Genomic DNA, 23,240 nt, shown 5'->3' with positions numbered 1-23,240 from the left:
ACGGGGGTACGAATTGCGATCGGATCTGAATATGCGAACCCGAGGCTTCTCCCGCAAAACCTGGCGGCGGTATTTCCTACTCTTTTTATTCATCTTCACGATCGCCGGGTGTCGGATTTTCAGCGGACAACCCGGCGGCGAATCCCTCCCGACGATTTCCGCCCTCCCCACCCCCCAACTTCCCGAGTGGATTGAGGACATCAACCCCACGGAAGAAGCCGCCTCCCTCAGCCCGGTTCGCGTTATTTTCAAAGATCCGTTAATTCCCGTCGAACGCCTCGACTCTCCTAACCAGCGGCAGCAACTCAAATATTTCGATATCACGCCGGATATTCCGGGGGAATTTCGCTTTCTCACCCCCCGCATGGTCGGTTTTCAGGCGGAAGAAACGATTCCCCGGGCGACTCGGTTTCGGGTGACGCTGAAAAAGGGACTCGGCGACTTAAATAATCACAAATTGGAGGCGGATTTGCCCTGGACGTTCCAAACGCCCGCGATCGCCCTCTCCAACCTTCCCGGGACGGAGGAAAACCCCGGTACGAAAGAAGATCCCGTGGGGTTGGAACCGACGCTGAAATTTACGTCCAACGTGGAACTCGATCCCGCCTCCCTCGACGAGCACGTTCAACTCATTTCCGACAAGACAAAACAGACTGTACCCCTGACGGTGGCGTTGGTTGAGGATGAAGCCGATGGGGAGGAGGTTTCGGGGCGGACAGAGGTAGAGCCATCATCCCATATGTGGGATTATAGCATAAAACCGGACAAAAAGCTAGAAAAAGGGGCGAGATACAACCTGGAAATTACGCCGGGACTGCGATCGCGGCGAGGAAATTTGCAGAGTCAGTTTATCATTTCCAACCCGATTTACACCTACGAACCCCTGCAATTTCAAGCCCTGCAATTTTACGGGAAACCGGGGGAAGGTGTCAGCTACGGACGGTTTACCAACGGCAGTCCACAGCTAAAGTTTAATAACGGAATTATTGCGGAATCAGCAGTCGAAAATATCGGTATAACTCCCGTCCCGCAGGAGGATTCCCCGCCGTTTGTTCAAGCCTACGACGGAAGTGATACCGTCAGTTTGAACGCCTGGGCGTTGGAACCGAACACCAATTACACGATCGCGATCGGCGGCAACCTGAAAGATAAATTCGACCAAACTTTAGAAAAACCCGTCACCCTCAATTACAAAACCGGAGATCTCGCCGCCAACCTTTGGACTCCCTCCGGACTCAATATTTTTCCATCCAGTGAAAATTTACAACTGAATATTTCCACCGTCAACCTTCCTGATGCAAAATATCGGGCGGCTTACCAGATCGTACAGCCGGAAGATTTGGTTTATAGCAATAACGCGAACCTCAGAAATCAAGGCAAAAACTTACTGCCACCGAAACAACGCTGGACTTCCTTCTCCGTCGCCAACCCCAAAAACGAAACCCAGGAAACCCCCATCAATTTGCGGGAAAAATTGGGGGGCGAAACGGGGTTATTAGCTTACGGAATAACAGCCCGAACCACGTCCTATCAGAAAAACGGAACCACCCAATGGAACGAACCGGAATATTATGGTTTAGTTGAATTGACAAATTTGGGCGTATTTGCCCAGTGGTTTCCCGAGTCCGGGTTGGTGAGAGTCAACCATTTGGATGACGGTTCGGCGGCGGAATCGGCGTCCGTCGAGATTTACAAATCCCAGTTGGAAGCGACGACATTTCCGGACCCCGAACCCTGTGCGTCCGGGACGACGGATGAGAACGGATTGTTGCGGTTGAATGGGGAACAATTGCGGGGATGTATGGACGGAAACCGCTTCGAGAAAGGGCCGCAATTATTGGCGATCGCAAAAGAAGGAAACGACTGGGCGTTTACCCGGACATTTTCTTATAGCGGCAGTTACGGCTACGGAATTTACGCCAATTGGGAAAACAATCAACCCATTTCTCGCGGGACGATTTTTTCCGATCGCCAACTCTACCAACCGGGCGAACCCGTCGCCTTAACCGGAGTCGCGTCCTATTTGCAAAATGGTGAATTGAAACTCGATAAAAATATCCCCTATGCCCTCACCCTGGAAACGCCAAGCGGAGAAAAACGGCAACTCGGAGAGTATCAAACCAACGAATTCGGCACATTTTCCGTCGAATTAGATTTGCGGCCGGACGATCCCTTGGGCAACTATGCGATCGCGGCAAAAAGTAACGGCGGGGTGGAAATTGCCGGTAATTTCCGAGTCGCGGAATTCAACCCCCCCAACTTCAAAGTTGACCTGAATCTCGATCGCGAATTTGCCGTTCCCGGCGATACCCTGACCGCCACCGCCAAAAGCGATTATCTCTTCGGTGCCCCCGTCGTCGGCGGCGAGGCGGAATATTACGTCACCCGGACGGCGACGGATTTCACCCCCCAAGGTTGGGATAAATATAGTTTCGGGCGACAGTGGTTTTGGCCGGAAGAAAAACCCGCCGTGCCCAGCGACGTTTTGCAGCGATCGCGGCAACTCGACGACAGCGGAACGGGCACGGAAACCGTGATGATTTCCGATGACTTACCCTATCCGATGCGGTATCGGGTGGACGTGGATGTTAAAGATGTCTCAAACCTGTCGGTGGCGAATTCAAAAAGCGTGGTTGCCCTCCCCGGCGATCGCCTGATCGGACTGAAAACCAAGTTCGTCGCCGAAGCCAACCAAGCCTTTCCGGTGGATGTTATCGTCACCGATATCAACGGTAAATCCCTCGATAATATTCCCCTAAAATTGCAACTGCAAAAAATGAATTACAGCAGCATCACCCGCGTGGTGGAAGGGGGGCAAAGCGATCGCAATCAGATCGAATACGAAACCGTGGCGACGCTGGATGTCCGCAGCGAAAATACCGCCAAAACCGTCGAACTGACCGCCCCCGAGTCCGGTTCTTACCGCATCCAGGCGACATTTGCCGACGAAAAAAACGACAGTCCCAACGCCACGGACATCCAAATTTGGGTGACGGGAGACGAGGCGGTTCGCTGGGGAAATCGTTACGATAACCGCCTGGAAATTAAACTCGATCGCGACACTTACCAACCCGGAGATACGGCAACGGCGTTGATTCAATCTCCCTACGAAGAAGGCGAACTCTTTTTCGCCGTCATCCGCGATCGCACGTTCTACGAAACCCTGATTCCCGTCAAGGGCGGCGCCCCGGAAATTCGGTTTCAAGTCACGCCGGAAATGTTGCCCAATGTGGCAGTAGAAGCGGTATTGGTGAGACAAGGAAAATCTCTCTCCGAAATTGAACCGGGAAGCTTGGATAACTTGGTATCAATCGGGATGACACCCCTACAAGTTGACAAGGCGAAAAAATACCTGCAAGTCAACGTCAACCCCACCCAACCGGACATTCAACCCGGTTCCGAAGAAACCCTGAAATTGACATTATTCGATTTCCAAAATAAACCGATTCGCGGACAAATCACATTGATGGTCGTCAACGATGCGATACTGCAATTAAACGGCTATCGCCCCCCCAATTTGGTGGATACGGTTTACGCCGAACAGTCGATTTCGACCAATTTCAGCGATAATCGCCCCGACGTCCAATTGGAACAGCGGACATCCGCCTTGGAAAAAGGTTGGGGATACGGCGGCGGACTCTCTGCCGGGACTGCGGCGACTTCTGTACGCCAGGATTTCAAACCCCTCGCCTATTATGACGGTTCGATTGTGACGGATAATGATGGAAAAGCCGAAGTTACCCTCACCCTCCCCGACAATTTAACCACCTGGCGGGTGATGGCAGTCGCCAGCGATGGCAACCTCAACTTCGGTTCCGGGGAAGCCACATTTATCACCACCAAACCCCTATTATCCAATCCGATATTACCGCAATTTGCGCGGGTGGGCGATCGCTTTTTGGCGGGGGTTTCCGTCACCAACCGGGAAAACGCCGAAGGACGGTTGAACATCACCGGAAATGTGGACGGCGGTATCCGATTTACCGCCGGAAATAATACCAGCCACAACCTGAAAACCAAAGCCGAACCCGACACCCAAGCCTATCGCTTTCCCGTCGTCGTTGAAGATACCGAAACCGCCGAGATTCAATTTACCACCCAATTGCAAAATCTGGGCGACAGCTTCCAAGTTCCGTTAGAAATTAAACCCTTGGAAGTCTCCGAAACTGCGATCGCATCCGGAACCGCCACCGAAGCGATTACAATTCCCGTCAATGTCGATAAAGAGGTAATTCCCAATGCGGGGGGATTGAACATTTCCCTGGCGAGCACCTTGATTCCCCAATTGACGGAACCCGCCAAACAGATTTTTGAACGGGAATACTACCCCTTCCTCGAACCGGCGGCAAGTCAACTATTAATCGCCTCCAATCTGCGGATTCTCGGCGAGAAATATAATAACTTGGAGGATCTGAATTTGGAAAGTCGGGGGAATGATGCGATCGCAACCTTAAAAACCCTCCAGGGAGAAGACGGTGGCTTCCGCTATTTCCCCGATGCGAAAACATCCGATCCCGTCCTGTCCAGCTATGCGGCGGAAGCATTGGCAACGGCGAAAATAGCCGGATTTGAGGTTGATAATAATCGCATCGAACGCCTCAAAACCTACCTGAATCAAGTGATCGCAGATCCGAGTCAAAATGACTTCTGTGGCGATAATATCTGTAAAAACCGCCTGCGTCTGAATGCGTTGATGGCGTTGTCCGCCTTGGGGGAAACTCGCGGCGATTTCATGGCGGAAATTTACGGAATTCGGGAACAATTCGATCCCGTCACCCAAATCGAACTCGCCCGCTATCTCGCCAATTTCCCGGAATGGCAACAGGAGTTCAATACCCTATTTGATGAAATCCAAGAAATTATCTACCAAACCGGGCGGACGGCAACCGTTAATTTACCCAATGGATATCAGTGGTTGGACTCCCCCGCCACCGTCCAATCCCAGGCGTTGCGGTTATTTATCGCCCAAAAGCAACAGCCGGAAACCGTCGGTAAATTAGTCCAAAGTCTGCTGAATCTGCGGCGGGAGGGCACCTGGCGAAACCGCTACGATACCGCCGAGGCGTTAACCGCTTTGGTGGCTTACGCGGAAACCGAACCCACGCCGGAAAACCTGCGAGTCGCCATCACGTTGGGAGATCTAAACTTGGGTTCGACGCAATTTGAAAGCGATCGCAATACCAGTTTCAACCTCGATATCCCGATGGAAGAATTGCCCAAAGGAGACAATCAACTGGTGATTCAACCCTCCGGTTCCGGACAGTTAAATTATTGGGTAGAATACGGCTATCGCCTGGAAGGAAACCAGCCCGGAAGACTGAACGGACTGCGGGTGATCCGAACCGTCCGCCCCGCCAATGACAGCGAAATTCTGTACACCTCCGGACTGTCGGCGGAATCCAAACCCTTGGAAGTGAAACCCGGACAGGTATTCGATATCGGATTGGAAATTATCGCCGATCGCCCCGTCGATCGCGTTATAATTACCGACCCCCTCCCCGCCGGATTTGAAGCCGTCGATGCCAGTTTCCAAACCAGCAATCGAGCCCAAACCGCCCAGTCGGATAGCTGGGAAATCGGCTACCAAACCATCTACCGCGATCGCATTTTTGCCTACGGCGATCGCCTCGAACCCGGCGCCTACCAACTGCACTACCTCGTCCGTTCCGTCACCCCCGGCGAATTCATCTGGCCCGGGGCGAAAGCCGAATTGCAATATGCCCCCGAAGAGTTCGGACGCACCGCCTCCGGACTGCTGGTGGTGTCCGATCGCTAAACTTTGGCCCCCCACCCCTCCATTCAGATGGGGCTCCCCTCTCCCAAAGTTGGGAGAGGGGTTGGGGGTGAGGGCGAGAACATAGACCATTCACCCCACCCCACCAAAAACCCCTGAAACCTCTGTCTGAAGGGAGATTCAGCCCCCGCCGAAAAAAAGATCAAAAAAATTTCAGAAAAGGGTTGACACGCCCGAAAAGATTCGCTAAGTTATTAAAGGTGAAAGGCGCGGTCAGCACCGGACACACCAACAAGCCCCCATCGTCTAGAGGCCTAGGACACCTCCCTTTCACGGAGGCGACAGGGATTCGAATTCCCTTGGGGGTACTCCAAAACCAAAGGCTAAGGCAGAGATTTCCAAAGAGTCTCTGCCTTCGTCTTTTGGGAATAGGGAATGGGGAATGGGGAATGGGGAAAAGGCAATAGGCAATAGGTTTTCTTGACCGTTGCTCCCTACACCCTACACCCGACTCCCGACTCCCGACTCCCGACTCCCGACTCCCGACTCCCGACACCCGACTCCCGACTCCCTAAAACTTAGGGTACGATCTTGCCCATATAATTCCCCCAGAGTCGCGCGGCGTCGGCACTGCTGCCGCGGGTGGGGGAATTGTCGTCGTTGCCCAGCCAAACGCCGGTGGTGAGGTTGTCGGCGGGGATATAGCCGATAAACCACAGGTCAACACTCGAGTTGGTGGTGCCCGTCTTTCCCGCTTCGCCCAACCCCAAACTGGCATTTTGGCCCGTTCCCCAGCGGACCACACCCTGCAGCAGGGACGTCAGGGTTTCCGTCACCACCGGGGAAATCACCTGGGGGACGGTGGGATTTTCGCGATCGTAGGCGTAGATCACCCGACAACTGTTGATATCCATCGGATCGATACAGTCGCTGCTGTCCAAAATGCGCCGGATCGCGTGGGGGCGGTGGGCCAGACCCCGGTTAGCGATCGCGTTGAAGGCCCCCGTCATTTCCAGCAGCGTCACCTCACTCTGTCCGAGAATCAGACCCGGAACTGGCTTCAACTCCGAACGGATGCCCAGACGCCGGGCCATCTGCACGACGGAATCCAACCCCACCTCCCGGGCGATCCGCAGGGCCGTGACATTTTCCGATAATGCCATCCCCCGGTACATATCGATCGCCCCACTACTGCGATCGCACCCCCGAAAGCTTTGTCCCTGCCAGGTCAGCGGTTCGCAGGAATAAGTCGCCCCGGGGGGAATCCCTTGATCCAAAGCCGCCGCGTAGGGAAAGAGTTTGAACGTCGATCCGGGCTGTCGCAGGGCTTGGGAAGCCCGGTTGAATTGACTTTCCCCGTAGTCCAAGCCCCCCACCATCGCCAATATCTCTCCGCTGGTGGAGTCCAGGGTCACGATCGCCCCCTGGGAAAACTCTTCCGATCGGCCCGTGGTGTTGATGGTTTGCCGCAGGGACGCCTCCGCCGAATTTTGGATGTCGAGATCCAAAGCCGTCTCGACGATAAAATTCCCCTCCCGGGCCAGTTGAGTCCCCAACAACCGCTCGATTTCGGCAAAGACAAAATCGTAAAAATAGGGAGCGGCGGTATTTTCCAAAAGTTCCCGGGCTTCGGGATTGATTTCGATCCGCGATCGCCGGGCTCGGTTAGCCTCTTCCTCGCCGACCATCCCCAAGACCACCATCCGATTCAGGACGCGATCGCGGTACTGCACCGCCAACTCGTAATTTTGGATCGGGTTGAACGTATTCGGCGCCGGCAAAATCCCCGCCAGGGTCGCCGCCTCCGACAGCGTCAAATCCGCCGCCGACTTGCCAAAATAAAACTGCGCCGCATCCTCAAACCCGTATAAATCCAACCCCAAATAAACCCGGTTCAAATAGGTCAGCAGCAGGGTATTTTTCCCGTAAACCGTCTCCAACTTCAGGGCGACGATCGCCTCCCGCAGCTTCCGCCCCGCCGAATCCTCCGTCCCCACATAATCCCGAAACAGGTTGCGGGCCAACTGCTGGGAAAGCGTGCTCCCCCCCTCGCGAATTTCTCCCCCCTCCCAGTTCGTCACCAGGGCCCGGGCGATCCCGATCGGGTCGATGCCCAGATGCCAGTAAAAGCGGCTGTCCTCCGAGGCGATCACCGCTTTGGGCAAATATTCGGAAAAATCGGCGAGGGCCTCCAACTCCAGGTGGGCAGTGTTGTTGGTCGGACTCCGCAGGGGAATATTATCTTGGGAGTAAATCACCACCGGGCCGGCGATCGTCCGGGGCAAAGGCCGCACCGCGAACTTTTGCCACTCCACCAGCACCACCGCCGCGGCCAACGCCGTCACCCCGCAGATGCCATAAAATCCGTATCGCAACGCCCGGACGTACCAGGGCGGCGGATCGACAAACTGAACCCGGACGCCATTCGCCAGTTCGGGGGGACCCAAGGTGATCACGTCGCCGTGACGCAGCGGAAAGGTTTCGATGCGGCGAGAACCCTTATAAATTCCATTGGTGGAATTTTCATCTTTGATAAAAAACTGCCGGGACGGACGCTCTCCGAACGGCGTTTTTTGGGGTGCCTGTCGCAGCAGGCACAGGTGAACTTGGCTGACGACGGGGTTACGGATGACGATATCGCTCGATCGCGAAGACCGTCCCACGACGTAGCGATCGCCCAACAAAGGATAGACGTCCGCGCGATCGGCGTCGGCATTTTGCACCCAAAGTTCCGGAACCCTGCTGTTGGGCTCAAGGGCAAGCCGGGAGAAGTTGACCTTAGCTTGAAGGGTCTGAACGACCTGGGTAATGGCACCAAGAACAGTATTTGACTTCTGGGGAGGCTTGCTAGATGACATATTTGGCGAGTATTTCGCATATAGCCCTACTGGCTATTTTAACGTTTCTGTGGGCGGGAACATCTTGAATTGGGGTGTGGGGAGGGGGGAGTAGGCAATAGGCAATAGGCAATAGGCAATAGGCAATGGGCAATGGGTAATGGGCAATGGGCAATGGGCAATGGGTAATGGGTAATGGGGGGATGGTTTCCCTTCCGCTTCCTCCGCTTCCTCCGTCCCCCTGCCTTCTCAATCGAAGTCCGTGGGCCAATCGGGGTTGCGGTAGTGCTCGAAGAAGCGGCGGATCTGGTGGGGGAGTACCCGGGAGTGAGAGACTTCCGGGATTTGGTCTTCGGCGAAAAAGTCCACCGCCGGGGTTTCGTAGCTGGGTGTGGCTTCCCCGCCGACGATTTCGCATCGGAAAAATAGCTTGTAGACGTGGAAGGGGAGGGGGGGACGGTGGCCCTGGTGAGTGCGATCGTAGACGGCCAGGAGTTTGACCACTTTGACTTCAAAGCCGGACTCTTCAAAAATCTCCCGCGTCACCGCCTGGGAGGGGGTTTCGTTCACGTCCACCCAACCCCCCGGCAGGGTCCAGCGGTTGTTGTCCAACATCTCCTGAACCATCAAAATCCGGGAGTCCCGAAACACCACCCCCCGGGTATCGACTTTGGGGGTGGCGTAGCCGGACTGTTGGGAAAACAGGTCGAGAATCCGATCTTTCGGCGTATCGCTGTGGCGGGACAAAATCTCGGCGGCGACATCCCGGATTTGTCGGTAGCGTTGGGCGTCGAATTCGTTTTCGGTGAAATGCAGGCCCGTTTGCGCGATCGCCTGCAATGTTTTGCCCCAGGTCAGCCAGTCCGGTTCCATCGCAATTCTGTTCCTCCCGTCAATTTCTCTATAGGCTACACCATGCCCGGGATAGATTTCGGGGAAGGTCGATTTTCGCTACACTCGGTCAAAACCGATAATGGACGTCAATTTTTATGGTATTTAATAGCTTCGCTGATATCTTCCGAGTCATCGTCGGGGGAATTGTAATTTATGCCTTTCTGGTGCTCCTACTGCGGATTTCGGGAAAGCGCACCCTTTCCAAAATGAACGCCTTCGATCTGATCGTCACGGTGTCCCTGGGAAGCACCGCCGCGAGTACCATCCTCTCCGAAAATGTCGCTTTGGCGGAGGGCGGGACGGCTTTGGCGATTCTCGTCGCCATGCAATATCTGGTGGCTTGGCTGTCGGTGCGATCGCAGTCTTTCCGCGGCCTGGTGAAAAATGAACCGACCCTCCTCCTCCGCGACGGAAATTTGCTCTCCAACGCTTTGAGAAAAGAGCGAGTCACCGGCGAGGAAGTTCGGGCCGCCATTCGCGATGCCGGTATCGCCCAGGTCGAAAATGTGGGGGCCGTCATCCTGGAAACGGACGGGACGTTGAGCGTTTTATCCAATTCTAAAGGAACGCCGACCGCCGTCACTGCGGACGTGGGGAATGCGGCGAAAGTTTGAATTTCCCTCCGCTCAAACTCGATTAGAAGCCAGACGATCCGCCCAGCGGGTCGTTTCCGGCAGGCGATATTTTGGCGTACATTGTAAGGTGTAATCGATCGCACTTTCCAAGCTGATGCGGTGTCCGGGAGAGACATATAACGGCCTGACATTTGTCCGCGATCGCACCACCGCCCCGATGGTTTCTCCCCGATCCTTCAACGGCCGCCAACTCCCCTTTTCTGGCGGCAATTCTTGATGGGTTCCGATCAGTCTGGATTTCGCCGCCCCGATGGTGGGAACGTCGATCGCGATGCCCAGATGACAGGCCAGACCGAACCGTTTGGGGTGGGCGATTCCCTGTCCGTCACAGATCATTAAATTGGGAATCATCGTCAATTTTTCCAACGCATCCAAAATCACCGGAACTTCCCGGAAGGATAGGAAACCGGGGAGGTAAGGAAACGTGGTCGGGCGGCGGGCGATCGCCGTTTCTTGCAGTTGCAAATCCGGAAAACTTAACACCGCCACCCCCGCCTGGGATATGGTATAATTATCCAAAAATCCGACATCGACTCCCGCCACATATCGAACCGCTTCCAGGCGATCGCCCGTGACGACGAGGGATTTTAACTGCTCTTGGATGGCGATCGCATCTGCCGCCGTTTCCGGCCAGGTTTCCGGGTGTCGAATCTTCATGACCGAATTGCCAGCTCTTGCGTGATATAGCGCTGTGCGCTGGGGTGTAGGGTGTAGGGTGTAGGGTGTAGGGAAGGAAAATTCCCTTGGGATCAGGGTTTCGATATTTTCCCCCCGATCCTAAACTGTAAACGCCGCGATCGCTCGTTGCTATATCATTGATATGATAACCTCGATCCATTTCAATCGTCAAAAAGCACCGCTTGGGAATCAATTCCCTTTTCTTATAGCTCAAATCATCGGTCGATGATTGGGGAGGTTGAAGGAGGGGAAAACTGGATCTGATATAGCAACCGACAAGGTGGTTGGGACAGTCTATGTTCAACCGAGTCCACGCTTGCGTGGACTTTTGCGATTCGCCTTGAAATTCATTTCAAGGCGGGTGATATCTCTGTTTCCCAAAAAGCCGATCGCGCGTCCACGGTCTATTCTGACCCAGAATAACTCGCCCCGTGGTACAATATTTTCAACGCTTCTTCCAAATCCGATGTAATCCTCCGGGTCGCCTCTTTTTTGGCTGACAAATCCTCCGAATCCACCGAAATCGGATCGCCAACTTTGATCCGAACTCGCGACCCCCAAGAAATCGGCGGTTGGCGATTGTAGCGGAGGGCGACGGGGACGATCGATAATTTTAACTCGGGCTTTTTCGCGATCGCCTGCAGTGCGATCCTCGCCACCCCCGGTTGAATCGGGTGAATTTCATTATCCTGAAAAATATGCCCCTCCGGAAACAGCACCAGCATCTCCTCATTTTCCAGGAGTTCCACACTGTAGCGGATACTCGCCGTCCCGGGACGATCGCGATCGAGCGGAAATCCCCCCAGGTGGCGGACAAACCACCCCTGTATCCCCCGAGTTTGTTCGAGGAGTGTCATAAATCGCAGATCCCGGCCCGTCACCCGCCGTCCTGCCAGGTATCCCAACAAAATCGGATCCCACCGCGATCGGTGCGTGGGGGCGAAAATCACCGCCCCGTCCCGGGGGAGGCGTTCGTGACCTTCGACTTCGATACTTTTAAAATAGAGCGGGATCGCAATTCTACCGACCAAAAAATACGTCAGGGGAGTGAGCCAAGGTGAGATTTGGGAATCGATGGAGTGCGAATCCTCCGGATGCCGAGATTCGGATTCTGACATTGCCACCCCAACTCTAAATTTTACCTTCAATCATTTTAAAGTAAACGGTAAACGATCGCCAATTTTGAATCGGAGGAGACACCTTTGGCCGCGCTCATTTCCCTGTTTGTCGCCGTTTCGCTGTCGTTGTTCATCACCCGTCTGGCCACGGAAGCCCTGGTGATGACGGGTTTATCCCGCCAGTCCGCCACATTTCAGGCGCGATCGGCATTTACCGGCGCCGGGTTCACCACCGACGAATCGGAAAAGGTGGTCAACCACCCGGTGCGCCGCCGCATCGTCCTGTGGCTAATGTTCCTCGGAAATGTGGGACTTGTCACGATGGTGTCTTCGGTGGTGCTGACGTTTCTTTCCAGCAGCGGAGATACCGACGGGTGGCTGGTGCGGATACTAGCCCTCGCTGGCGGAATGGTGCTGTTGTGGGGAATTACAAACAACCGCATCTTCAACCGCCATCTCAATCGCCTAGTGCGCTGGACCCTGCGCCGCTGGACCCGCCTGGACGTGCGGGACTACGCCAGTTTGCTGCGGTTGCAGGGGTCTTATCGCGTTTTGGAATTGCAGGTCCGTCCGGAGGATTGGCTGGCGAACCGAAATTTACAGGAATTGAATTTGCGGGCGGAGGGGGTGATGGTGTTGGGGATCATTCGGGCGGACAAGACCTATGTGGGGGCTCCCAACGGAACGACCTGCATTTACCCTGATGACCTGCTGATCTTGTACGGGCGCCAACCCGCCTTGGCTGAGTTGGATTCCCGCCGCGCTGACTATCGGGGAGAAAAGGCGCACCAAGAGGCGATCGCCATCAACCGCCGCATCCAGGAAGAACAGCAGAAACAGGATCTCAAACCCCAATAAAAACTTTACCTAGCGAATGCAATTTTTTACACGTCCTTGAAGACTGCATAATTCGCCAACGGCTATCCTATAGTTATTTGGAACGCAAATAACCACGGACTATTTTAGTTATGAACTCGGGCATCTACTCCACCTCCAACTCCCACTCCCTCCACCGCCGCAGTTGGAACCGCATCTCCCGCGATCGCGCCAATTCCTCTCCCGTCGAGGTGGTCGAAATCTATTTCACTCCCCTCCAACGTCGGATTTTGCAAGAAGAAAAGGTTCCCCTAACCGGTGCCTGGTCCGTCCGTTTCAAGGCCCGCTGCAATCACTTGCGACTCAACGATCGCTGATCGGAATTATCGGGCTCAAGTCGGGGTGGCGGGGAGTTGAACCGGTTAATTACCACACTTTTTGTTTTTTGTCAACCCCCGCGAATTTGAGGAAAAAAATATTCGTGCGTTGGCGGAAGATTTTAAATCGGCGATCGCACCTCCCCCGAGGAAATGGGAAACGGTGAGATCGGACGTTGAGGCGATTGGGACGGGGCGATCGGGGCATCAATACTGCTGCTACCCACACGAAGGGTAAACTAACATATAGACTACAGTCTATCATTACCCAAAATCCCTGTCAAGTGACGGAACTTCGTCCGAGAATGAGAATCATTTTCACGCCCAAATTGGGGGAGATGATTGATAATTTGTATCGGATGTGCCGTCAATCATAAGTTTTGCCGATCGCGATCGCCCGGTTGTCGTCAGTCGGTATACCAAAATTTTCCGCCACTTCCTGCTACGATCGCCGCAACCCGACAAGATCGGCTAAATCACCCACGAGCTCGCCGAAAGGGCCAGCTTTTTTGAGATCGGGCGATCGGGTTGCCAAGCCTCCAGTGCAACCCGGGAGCGATCGCGGGTTTCTTCGTTTCTTTTTCGTCTCTATTCGGCAATCTGAGCCGTAGCCCGCAGCACCCGCAAGTGATGTTGGATTCTCTGAGAGTACGCTTGCAGGGCATCCAGGTCAGACGGGGTAATGGCAATTCCTTTTTGGTGCAACCGTCGCAGTTGGTTTTCTCTCCGGCGGGTTTGGGAGTTCGACTCCGCCGGGTGGCCGGTGACACACAAACAAGTGATGTCCATATCGTTGATAGGGATTGGGTTCGTCATGGCTGTGGATGCTCCTGTTTCAAAATCTGTTTCAGAGCAACTGGTTTTCCGGCTTGTCCTCACGTCTGCTATCAAATATTACGCGATCGCAGAAAGTGAGTACATCCAACAGATCGTTCACCCGTTCGGGTGAGTCGGGAGACGTCCTCACACATTGGCAGCCTAACCGAGGGTTTAATGTTTGCTCTTAATTGATTAAGATACCAGCAATTGTAAACTTCCGCATCCCTTGCCGTAAAGGGGGTTGAGGAAAAAACCTGAACTTTTCCGTACCTTTTTTCACCCTTGGGGGGGCTAACTCCCCCCAGCGGAGAGCAACTGATTTTCCCAACTCCTGAACTTAATAAGGGTGTGGGGTGTGGGGGGGATTGACAATTGACAATTGACAATTAATTTTCTGACTCCCGACTGTTGCGGGGGGGGGCGAAAGCCTTTCGCCCCGACAATGTTAATTGGACAGGGGTAGGATAGCTCGATTGTCGATCGCTTTCGATGCGCTGAACCCCCGGAAATAGCGGCGCACGGCGGGGGGGAACTCGGGGAAGTCGAATTTCGGGTCGCCGTCGGCGATATCTGCCCAGAAGTAACGCAGACTCGGCGCCCACCGTTTTGCCTCTGCTTCGAGGAGGCACAGCGGCGGTCCGGTGAGCAACCGCATCATGAACGGAAACGAGCGATCGCCCATCCATTCCTTGGAAGTCGTCGCCAATTCTGGAAAGTCGGGAACCGATGTGATGCGGTGGGATTCGATTTCCAACCACTGCCTGCCGCGATCGTCCGTGCGAAAATTAAGGGTGCGGTAGGGGTGGGGATAGCTGACCAGAGAGCCCGTGGTGATGTCGTACATCCCCCGCCATTCGGCGATATCCTGAACGTGGAGGTGGCCGGTAAAAATCAATTTCACCCCCGCCGCGTGGAGGAGTGCCAACAGTTCCGGGGCATTTCCGAGCATATAACGGCGCCCCAGGGCGTTGGTGGACTGTCCCGGCAGGTGCTCGATGACGTTGTGGTGGATTGTCACCAACACCAGTTCGCCGCGGGACGCCGCCAAAACTTCCCGCAGCCAGTGCAATTGTTTTTCGTCCAGATATCCGATCTGGGTCCGTGTTTCGTCGAACCAATTGGAGTTCAAACCGATTAGTCGCAGGCCGGGGAGGAGTTCGCGGGTGTAGTAGAGGCGATCGCGATCGGTGTAGCCGCAGTGGGGGTAATATGCTGGAAAATCCGACAAGCCGATCAGGTGTCCGTCAGTTTGAGCCAGAGGGACGTCGTGATTGCCGGGGATGACGTAAACCGGATAGGGGAGTTGGGCGAGGCGATCGCTTAACCAAGCGTGATTGTCCCGTTCCCCGTGCTGGGTGAGATCTCCGGGCAACAGGAGGAAGTCGAGATCCAGGGTTGCCAGGTGTTCGAGAACCTGTTCCAACGCCGGAATGCCGACCTCCACCAGGTGAAAGCGGTTGGGGTGATCCCAGATGGTGTGGGGAAGGGCGACGTGTAAATCGCTGGCGATCGCAAATCGAAAGTTTAGAGCCATACACTAAACTCTATCATGTCGATTCTGCAAAAAATTCTCGGGCGATCGATTTCGATGGATAGCCTCAACATCAGGTGTTGAAACCCCCCCCGACAACCCGATTGATTCGGATGCCGACTCCCCTCAAATTGAGATAAGCTGGAGGAAGAGGCTTATGGCACGAACTGATATGGTAGCAAACTTGCGTCGCCCGATCTTGGTGGGCGGAATCGGACTTTCTTTAACCCTGTGGCTGTGGGATAGCGTCGGAGAGTCGGCGGTAGAATTGGGAGAAACGGCCCTCTTCGGTGCGATCGCCCTCGGCGGCGGTCTGTGGTGGCTGCAGCGGCAGGTCCCTAAACCGGAGGCGGTCCCCACCCGTTCCCAACCCGTCGATCGCGAAACGGTAGAAGCCGCGATCACCCGCACGGAAACGGCCATCGACCAGTTGGCGGCGGAGGCGGAAACTGCCGGTTCTGAACATAACCTCGCGGAAGCGATCGCTTCCCTGCGAAGTCGGGCGGCGGCGCTGCGATCGCACTTGGATCGCCAAGAATTGCGTTGGGTGATTACCGGTGCCCCGAAAGTGGGAAAAACGGCGTTAAAAACGGTATTGGAAACGGCGATAAAAACGGAAAAACCCTTCACCCTGGCGGAGGTGGCTGACGATCACTTGCCGGAATTGGAAACGGCCGATTTGGTCTTATTTTTGGTAGCCGGAGATATCACCGACCCCGAATATAAAACCCTGCGTTCTCTGTGCGATCGGCAGCGGGTTCTATTGGTATGGAACAAACAGGATCAGTGTCCCCTCGCTAATCAAGTGGTGGTTTTGCAGCAACTCCGCGATACCGTCGCCGAACAATTGACGCCGGAAGACGTGGTGGGGGTGGCGGCTTCTCCGAGTCCGATCAAAGTCCGCAAATACGAGGACGAAGGGTCCGTCCGCGAGTGGATGGAGGAACAGTCCCCGGAATTGGAAATGCTCACAGAACGCCTGGATGGGCTATTGCAAAAAGAGGCGGAAATGCTGGTTTGGGCGACCACGGAACGGGAGGCGATCGCATTGCGGGGAGAGGTGAAAAACCACCTGAATCAAATCCGCCGCGATCGGGCACTTCCGATTGTGGAACAATATCAGTGGATTGCCGCCGCCAGTGCCTTCGCGAACCCGGTGCCCGCCCTCGATATCCTCGCTACGGCCGCGATCGGAACTCAGTTGGTGGTGGATTTGGGCAAAATTTATCGGCGGCAATTCTCCCTCGAACAGGCCGGGGAAGTCGCCAAAACCCTCGGTGCCCAGATGGTGAAATTGGGCCTGGTGGAACTGTCTACGAAGACGTTGAGCACGATTTTGAAAAGCAATTCCGTCACCTACGTCGCAGGAGGTGCGATTCAGGGAGTTAGTGCCGCATACCTGACCCGAATTGCCGGGTTGAGTCTGATCGAGTATTTCCAAACTCGGGAAAATGAAGAGAGTGAAAAAGAGGGGGTTTCTTTGAATGTCGATTCCCTGAAAAATATCATCCAGGGGGTCTTCCAAAATAATCAACAATTGGGAACCTTGAAAGCCTTCGTCGGACAGGCGATGAACCATGTAAAAGTTGAACAGAAGCCCTCCCTACAGGAAGCCAAGTAATATCAGATCTGGTTATTGACCGGACAGACTCCCTTGAGAGAGGCAATAGGCAACAGGCAATAGGCAACAGGTCTGGGGAGGGGGAAACGGGGATTGTGTAAGTATTTAAATGGACTTGATATGATTCGACCCAAAATAGGGGCGCATGAGCGCCCCTTGAGGTTCTAACATCCGTCGAAGTATAGACTAGAGTTTGGGTGATTCTTGTTCTGCGATAAATTCGCGATCGTTCGATGCCAGCAGGCAAGCCAAACCGAACGAAATAAACGGACCACAAATAAAAATAATGAGTTCAAGACCTGTCATCACAGACCTCCGGGGAAAGTTGCTCGTATCGTCATCCGTAAAATTACTGAATCATTTGATAGACGGGTCTACCTTCATTCAGTAATTTTACCGAGAATTTTTCCTCCTCAAACCCACTCAAATCGTTTCAATAATTCTCTAACTTCAATATACCCCCAAACGTCAACAATTAAAATATCCTTAACTTGAATCCGGAAAATTTGTTCGATTCTTTACAAAAAAATGGGCGATCGCTTTCCCGGAGTTGAAGTAACAAAACTTCACAATTCGGGCGATCGCCTCCTTTCTCCGAGTCCCGGAGTCCATCCCGAGAGTCAGAGGACTCTACCGCACTCATCGACGAGATAGCACAGGGCCCGGAACCGCAGGCCCACGACCTGCTCGTAGAAAGGGTTCAACTTACAAAGGGGCGGAATTCTCAACAGGGTGCGTCCGAAGAGTTTGACTTCCCGTTCAAAGGGACATTGGGCGGGTATGATTCGATATAGAAATAGGGCTAATTCTGGATTGTGAATCTCGATACTATCGAGCCACTGACGCAGGGGTTTAAGAAGTGAAGATAGAAGATAATCCATGACACACAAAGTCCAATTGGTGGGAATTGAATTGCGATTGGGTATATTTGCCACCATAACCAATCGCGATCGCCCCATGGGTAAAGCAATGGCAAAGATTGGACAAAGTTTGGTAAACTTTCTGTAAAGTTATGGGGGACTTTGTTCTCGAAACTTCAACTCCGCACCCGAGTCAATTTGGACACCAAACAGTCAACAATTAACCTCAAAAAACAGTATCGTCAGATACAAAAATTCCATCCGAATTCAAAAAAATCTTAAAGATTGGGGCGATCGCGCCGGATATAATGATCTCAGCCCAACTTTGACAACTCTGTGGAGAACACAGGCAGGATGCCTGTGCTACCCGGTCTCAACACAGGCAGGATGCCTGTGCTACCCGGTCTGTTCGGGCTTAACCTCCGGCGGCAAAAGTACCCAAAATAATAATTGACAGTGCCAAACCGGGTAACAGGAGGATTCCCAGCATCAACATTTCGTGTCCGGTCATCTACAGTTTCTCATCTCTTAACGCCAGGAAATAGCATAGCATTTCTGGGCGAGAAAATTACCCGATCTTAACAATTATTTCACACTCACTTTTGAGGAACAATTCAACCATGCGAAAACGAGTTAAACTGCTGTCCCTGGCTGTAGCGATGACGGTTTCCCTGCTGGCGATGGGGGCGACGTTGGTGGTGCTGGGGATTTTTGACGAAATTTTGAATTGGGACCTTTTCAGCTATCAGGTCGAACAGGTTTTGACCGGGATCTTTTTTGCGAGTGTGGCCCTGAGTATTTTTGGCGTGGCGATCGTCTTTGTTTTGGGGATTCAAGAAATCGTGCGATCGATTGATTTACTCCAAAAAAGTCGGGGGTTGGACGAGTTCGATGCCGTACCAGAGGCACCGAAGACTACTTATTTGTTGTATATGGCGGGATTGGTGGCCGTTTTTTCCGCTTTGATCGGCTTTCTCTCCTTCACCAATTATCGAATTACGGCCCACCGAACCAAAGTTTTTAAACGCATCGCCACGGAACAGATGCAAGGACTAAAATCTCAATTTGTGCAGGAAATTTCCCGGTTGGAGGAACCGCCGGAAAAAAATGTTCCGCAAACGTTGAATGATTTAATTAAAAGTGTTGAAAAGCTGTCTTTTGTTAACAGCTTGACTCTCTACCTTCCGGATACAGAAGACGAAGTGATTATTTGGAGTTACGACTCTTGGGAGATTGACAATAAAGACGAAAACGGATTCGATCGCTACCTCGTCGCCAAGGAGTATGAACAGGCGATTCAGAGCGCATTTCAGGGAAAACCGGAACTGCTTCAAGCCCTGAATGGGAAGACGGGTTTTCAATGGTATTACCTGATCCGAAATGCTCAGAATCAACCCATCGCTGTTTTGCGGATTGACGGCAATTCTAGCGAGAATTTCCGGGAATATAAGTTGGGCAGCTAATGTTCGATCGCACCTTCTAAGGCGAGTTGTAAATCCCGCGTCAGATCGGCGATGGCTTTGCGACGACTCGCCTTGTAATCGTCACAGCGATCGGAGACGGAAATGGGATCGCAGACTTTCGTTTTGACCAACTGTTTGCCCAAATTTGGGGTTTTTCCGGGATCGGTTCCCTTCAGCCGCGCCACCACCGTCCAGATGATAATTGTCGTGTCGGCAAAGCGATCGAAGCTGGGATTTTCTCGGATATATTCCCCTGTGACGGCGACGAAACTTTCCACCAGCCTCATGTGCCACATCCGCAAACTTGCCTCCTCCGCGACGCGATCGGCCAGACCGCGATCGACGGGCGACAATTCCTCCCGAGACTTGAGATCGTCCCGATAAATGTACTCCCAACCCGCCTGTTCGAGGCGACGGCAGCGACTCGTCAGGTCGCCGGTGGCTTTGACTGCAAAATAGGCTTCCGCGACGCCGAGGGCGATGTCGAGGAGGCGATCGAGTCGGGTTTTCAAAGTATCCGTTTCGCTTGACTTGGGAATATCTTGATGGTAGAATTGTCGATAGAAGTTCTCCATCACATTTAGGAGATGATTTCCCAGGCGGATCAGTCGGCGATATAATTTATCAAAATTGGGACTCCGGTTCTGACTCGACAAACCGCAGTCTTTTTCCATCCCCGACAACAGGGCTTCGAGGGCGGGCCAGTTGTCGTTGAGGTAGTGATACTGTACGTTGAGGGGGACGATCGCAACGGTTTCATTTCGGTTCAGTTTTCGCAGGTCTTCGACACACCAAAACCCCATCTGGGCGATGCCCGGTTCGAGGGGGCTGACCCGCTGATTGTGGCCGTTTGTCGCCCCTTCAGGTGCGGCGGCTATCGGAAAGCGACCGTTGACGAATAAATGGCGGGCGGACTTCAAACCGGGGCGGTCCATCGTCCCCCGCAAAATGGACGATCCCCCCAGTTTTGGAAATAGCCAGGTGACGGAATTTCCGGCCCACAAAGGGATGCCGCGATCGTAGATAAAATGCAGGTGGAAGAAGTCGGGAAGGGAGATATTTTGGGATTTGGCGAGATCTGGAATTCGCCGCCAAAATACTTGGGAAAGGGCGATGGGATCGTCGGGGTTGGGGTGTCGGAAGGCGACGAGAAAGCGAACCTTTTGCTGGTGGAATTGTTGAAATAACTCGATCAAGCGATCGCCCCCCTCGACTTCAATATCCGCGATCGGCGTTTTCCAACGCATCCACAGCGGCATGAATGTCCGACACAGACGCAGGACGAGGGGATTAAAATTGGGGGGCAGAAATTCTAAGGCGGGTTGGGCACGGGTTGTCAATTCTGGCATGAGATTGCACGATTGGGGTGATGCTAACCTTATTATGCCCGGTTTGTCGCCAATTCGCCAGAACTATTTTTGATGTGCGATCGCTTCGAGGCTTCAAACTCCGCCGACCGAGGCGAGGACGAAAAAATAAGCGATCGTCAAAATAAAAAACCTTAGCAAGCACAATAAAGAGGCCAAAACTTGAGGGATATTTAATTTTCTCTCGAAATCAAAACGAGGAAATGCGACCAAAAACATGATGCCGGTAAAAAGACAAGCTGACGGGTTCGCTTGTCCGTCGGCGAGAATGATAATTGTCAGGACGATACTGTAAATCGACAATAGCCAACAGGCAATCTTTTTCGCTTGCATTTTCTTGATTATGGAACAAACAAAAAAAAATTATCGGTTGATGAGATTTCTAAATTGTTTCATTCCATATAGCTATTATATAGCAGTGTGACATGATTCGTGAAAAATCGATCCGCTTGAAGCCCCCAGTATTGGGGGTTTGGGGGCCAGACAATTTTACAAATGATTTCACACTGCTATATGTCGTCTTCATCCTCTGTTGCGATGGGCATTTCCACAATTTCTTGCCAGAGAGAAATGATCGCCTCGCCAACCCCATCGGCTCGCAATCGTTCTAAAACACTGCCAGATTCTACTTTTAAGTCGGGAAATGTCAGTAACAAAAGAGCGAGGTCGCGCCAGTCAGTACCGGCTTTTGGCTTTCCTTTTCGTTGATAGTAAGCAATAACCTTACTAGCAATTAATGCCTCTGGCTCCATCACCAACACGCCCTCGAATGAACGGTGTTCGGGCAAGGCTTCAACTTGTCGAATATCAACCAAATGACGATTGCCTGTTTTTTGGACTTGATATAGACGATAACCCAAGCCCGCTTTCACTTGTCTGACGCGCATGGCAATGTAAAAGCGATCGCTCAAATAAGTTCGCAATTCCTCTGCCAATTCTGAACCCCGTAAAGCCATCAGGTCGATATCCTGGGTCATGCGTGGCTCGACCGTATAGGCATTGACAGCGTGTGCGCCAAAGATGACGACATCTTGGCGATCGCGCAGAAACTCAAAAATTGCACCATGAAGGGTGGCGAGGGGTAGGGATTCGCGATTCATAAATTCCTGAAAGCTTAATGTATCTGCACTTAACATGATTTGAAAGAGTTGAGGGTTAACTTTGGGTGATTTGTTGTTGCGCTCGATCGCACGGGAGGGCTGAAGCCCAACAACTAAAACTTTTTTATCGATGTTCCCGGCCGAGTAAAATCACGCTCAATGTGACGATCGCCACGCCCATCAATTGTACCACATTCAACGTTTCTTGAATCGTCACCCAAGCCAAAATAACGGTCAGGGCGGGATTGCTGGCGCCGATCATCGCCGCAGAGGTGGCGCCGATTAGTCGAATGCCATAATTATTCATCAGGTGTCCGGCAAACGTGACGATCGCGGACAAAAAACCGCCCACCCACAGCGGCTGCCAATTCAGATCGGAATTGGGATTATTTAACAATAATAAACTGACCACACATAATACCAAAGTCGTGGCAAAACTGATCCAGGTGAACGGAACCGGATGCAGGTTATTTTCAAAGGTTTTTTGGGCGTTGACGGTATACAGCGCGTAGGCGATTCCCGATCCGAGCCCCAAAAATACCCCCGCCAAACTGTAACTTTCCGAGGCGTTTTGAGTGTAGGGAATGGTGAGAAAACTGCCGAATAAAATTAACGCCATGATCGCCCAGCGAAATCGGCTGGGGGGAGTGCCGAACAGTTGCCAAGAAAATAAAGCTGTGAAAACGGGATAGGTGAAAAATAAGGTCATGGCAATTCCCGTTGCGATCAGACCGATGGAGAGATAGAGGAGGGCGAGGTAAAGAAACATCAACGCGCCGCCAACGAGCGATCGCACCAACAACGGACGATTTTTGGACTCGCCAAATTGCCGGATATCTTGCCAAGTTTTTGGATAGAGTTGGACCGCCAGCGATGCCATCAAGGGCACGACTAACACCATCCGCATGAACATGAGCAAAAATGAATTGTATAGGGTTGGGGGGACGTAGCCCCCCGCTTGGAACAGTCCCAAAATGGTGTATTCGTTGAATAAAATTCTCACGATCACATTTTGGAAACAAAAGAAAAAAGCCGCGAGTAAAACGATGAAAAATCCTGCCATGCGATCGCCGTTCCTTGTCCGTACAGAAGCGCGGTCGTGTCCCGATCGCGTCTGATTTCGCATCCCGAGGCCCAGCCGTCTTCATTTGGGAATATAATACAATTATTTCCCATACTCCGCTCAACAGAGGTGAGGCGCTATGGTGCTAACCAGCCAACAATTCGAGGCATTGATGCCCGATGCCACCCAACTCGACAGCGACGAACCCGAAATGGAAAGTTCCCTGCACTATATGCAATTGCTGCTGCTCGTCACCTGTTTGGAGTGGCTGTGGCGCGATCGCGAAGATTTCTTTATCGGTGCCAACCTGACGATCTATTTTAGCCG

16 protein-coding genes, 1 tRNA gene and 1 pseudogene are annotated in these 23,240 nt (G+C 53.0%); 8 read left to right on the top strand and 10 right to left on the bottom strand.

Annotation, left to right across the window (positions count from 1 at the left end; genetic code table 11):
- The first annotated feature begins 31 nt into the window (after nt 1-31).
- Complete coding sequence (locus LKE08_RS17370) at nt 32-5,776, top strand: alpha-2-macroglobulin family protein (protein ID WP_324705511.1); 5,745 nt, start codon at nt 32-34, stop codon at nt 5,774-5,776.
- 253 nt (nt 5,777-6,029) lie between these two features.
- Nucleotides 6,030-6,102: transfer RNA gene (locus tag LKE08_RS17365), tRNA-Glu, on the top strand.
- A 210-nt stretch (nt 6,103-6,312) separates the two neighbouring features.
- Here LKE08_RS17365 and LKE08_RS17360 read toward each other — a convergent pair.
- The gene (locus LKE08_RS17360; RefSeq protein WP_324705510.1) at nt 6,313-8,592 is read right to left on the bottom strand and encodes a transglycosylase domain-containing protein; all 2,280 of its coding nucleotides are present in this window, start codon (nt 8,590-8,592) and stop codon (nt 6,313-6,315) included.
- Between the two features lie 228 nt (nt 8,593-8,820).
- Nucleotides 8,821-9,444: an NUDIX hydrolase gene (locus LKE08_RS17355; protein ID WP_324705509.1), complete on the bottom strand. Its 624-nt coding sequence runs from the start codon at nt 9,442-9,444 to the stop codon at nt 8,821-8,823.
- A 116-nt stretch (nt 9,445-9,560) separates the two neighbouring features.
- On the opposite strand from LKE08_RS17355, the gene LKE08_RS17350 reads away from it, so the two are divergent.
- Nucleotides 9,561-10,079, top strand: a complete 519-nt coding sequence (locus LKE08_RS17350) for a YetF domain-containing protein (RefSeq protein ID WP_324705508.1) — start codon at nt 9,561-9,563, stop codon at nt 10,077-10,079.
- 12 nt (nt 10,080-10,091) lie between these two features.
- Here LKE08_RS17350 and nfi read toward each other — a convergent pair whose 3' ends face one another.
- Together nfi and LKE08_RS17340 are read right to left on the bottom strand one after the other, a co-directional pair.
- A complete protein-coding gene (gene nfi, locus LKE08_RS17345) occupies nt 10,092-10,757 on the bottom strand; it encodes a deoxyribonuclease V (protein WP_324705507.1) in 666 nt (221 codons plus the stop codon).
- Nucleotides 10,758-11,182: 425 nt separating this feature from the next.
- Entirely contained in the window at nt 11,183-11,896 is a 714-nt protein-coding gene (locus LKE08_RS17340; RefSeq protein WP_324705506.1) for a lysophospholipid acyltransferase family protein, read from the bottom strand.
- Between the two features lie 84 nt (nt 11,897-11,980).
- Here LKE08_RS17340 and LKE08_RS17335 point away from each other — a divergent pair, with 84 nt between their 5' ends.
- On the top strand, nt 11,981-12,754 hold the full coding sequence (locus tag LKE08_RS17335; protein ID WP_324705505.1) for a TrkA C-terminal domain-containing protein: 774 nt from the start codon (nt 11,981-11,983) through the stop codon (nt 12,752-12,754).
- Between the two features lie 110 nt (nt 12,755-12,864).
- Complete coding sequence (locus LKE08_RS17330) at nt 12,865-13,089, top strand: hypothetical protein (protein WP_324705504.1); 225 nt, start codon at nt 12,865-12,867, stop codon at nt 13,087-13,089.
- 588 nt (nt 13,090-13,677) lie between these two features.
- Here the strand turns inward: LKE08_RS17330 and LKE08_RS17325 are convergent.
- A complete protein-coding gene (locus LKE08_RS17325) occupies nt 13,678-13,905 on the bottom strand; it encodes a hypothetical protein (protein ID WP_324705503.1) in 228 nt (75 codons plus the stop codon).
- Between the two features lie 448 nt (nt 13,906-14,353).
- The gene (locus LKE08_RS17320) at nt 14,354-15,442 is read right to left on the bottom strand and encodes a metallophosphoesterase (RefSeq protein WP_324705502.1); all 1,089 of its coding nucleotides are present in this window, start codon (nt 15,440-15,442) and stop codon (nt 14,354-14,356) included.
- 169 nt (nt 15,443-15,611) lie between these two features.
- Between LKE08_RS17320 and LKE08_RS17315 the strand changes: the two genes are divergently transcribed.
- Nucleotides 15,612-17,060, top strand: coding sequence for a DUF697 domain-containing protein (locus LKE08_RS17315; protein WP_375341439.1), 1,449 nt, complete (start codon nt 15,612-15,614; stop codon nt 17,058-17,060).
- Between the two features lie 620 nt (nt 17,061-17,680).
- Here the strand turns inward: LKE08_RS17315 and LKE08_RS17310 are convergent.
- Complete coding sequence (locus LKE08_RS17310) at nt 17,681-17,941, bottom strand: Mo-dependent nitrogenase C-terminal domain-containing protein (RefSeq protein WP_324705500.1); 261 nt, start codon at nt 17,939-17,941, stop codon at nt 17,681-17,683.
- 599 nt (nt 17,942-18,540) lie between these two features.
- On the opposite strand from LKE08_RS17310, the gene LKE08_RS17305 reads away from it, so the two are divergent.
- Nucleotides 18,541-19,383, top strand: a complete 843-nt coding sequence (locus LKE08_RS17305; RefSeq protein ID WP_324705499.1) for a hypothetical protein — start codon at nt 18,541-18,543, stop codon at nt 19,381-19,383.
- Here LKE08_RS17305 and LKE08_RS17300 read toward each other — a convergent pair.
- The 3 genes from LKE08_RS17300 to LKE08_RS17290 all read right to left on the bottom strand — a co-directional run bounded on the left by LKE08_RS17300 (nt 19,380) and on the right by LKE08_RS17290 (nt 22,976).
- A complete protein-coding gene (locus tag LKE08_RS17300) occupies nt 19,380-20,732 on the bottom strand; it encodes a 1-acyl-sn-glycerol-3-phosphate acyltransferase (protein WP_324705498.1) in 1,353 nt (450 codons plus the stop codon). The genes LKE08_RS17305 and LKE08_RS17300 overlap by 4 nt on opposite strands.
- A 527-nt stretch (nt 20,733-21,259) precedes the next feature.
- Nucleotides 21,260-21,886: a nucleotidyl transferase AbiEii/AbiGii toxin family protein gene (locus tag LKE08_RS17295; protein WP_324705497.1), complete on the bottom strand. Its 627-nt coding sequence runs from the start codon at nt 21,884-21,886 to the stop codon at nt 21,260-21,262.
- A gap of 88 nt (nt 21,887-21,974) precedes the next feature.
- Complete coding sequence (locus tag LKE08_RS17290) at nt 21,975-22,976, bottom strand: DMT family transporter (RefSeq protein WP_324705496.1); 1,002 nt, start codon at nt 22,974-22,976, stop codon at nt 21,975-21,977.
- Nucleotides 22,977-23,052: 76 nt separating this feature from the next.
- On the opposite strand from LKE08_RS17290, the pseudogene LKE08_RS17285 reads away from it, so the two are divergent.
- Nucleotides 23,053-23,240, top strand: a pseudogene (locus tag LKE08_RS17285) (Uma2 family endonuclease); the annotation flags it as partial.

This window comes from Lyngbya sp. CCY1209 (assembly GCF_035615495.1).
Lineage (GTDB): Bacteria > Cyanobacteriota > Cyanobacteriia > Cyanobacteriales > Microcoleaceae > Limnospira.
Note: the sequence above shows the minus strand (reverse complement) of the source record. Positions and strands in the feature narration are given on the sequence as shown.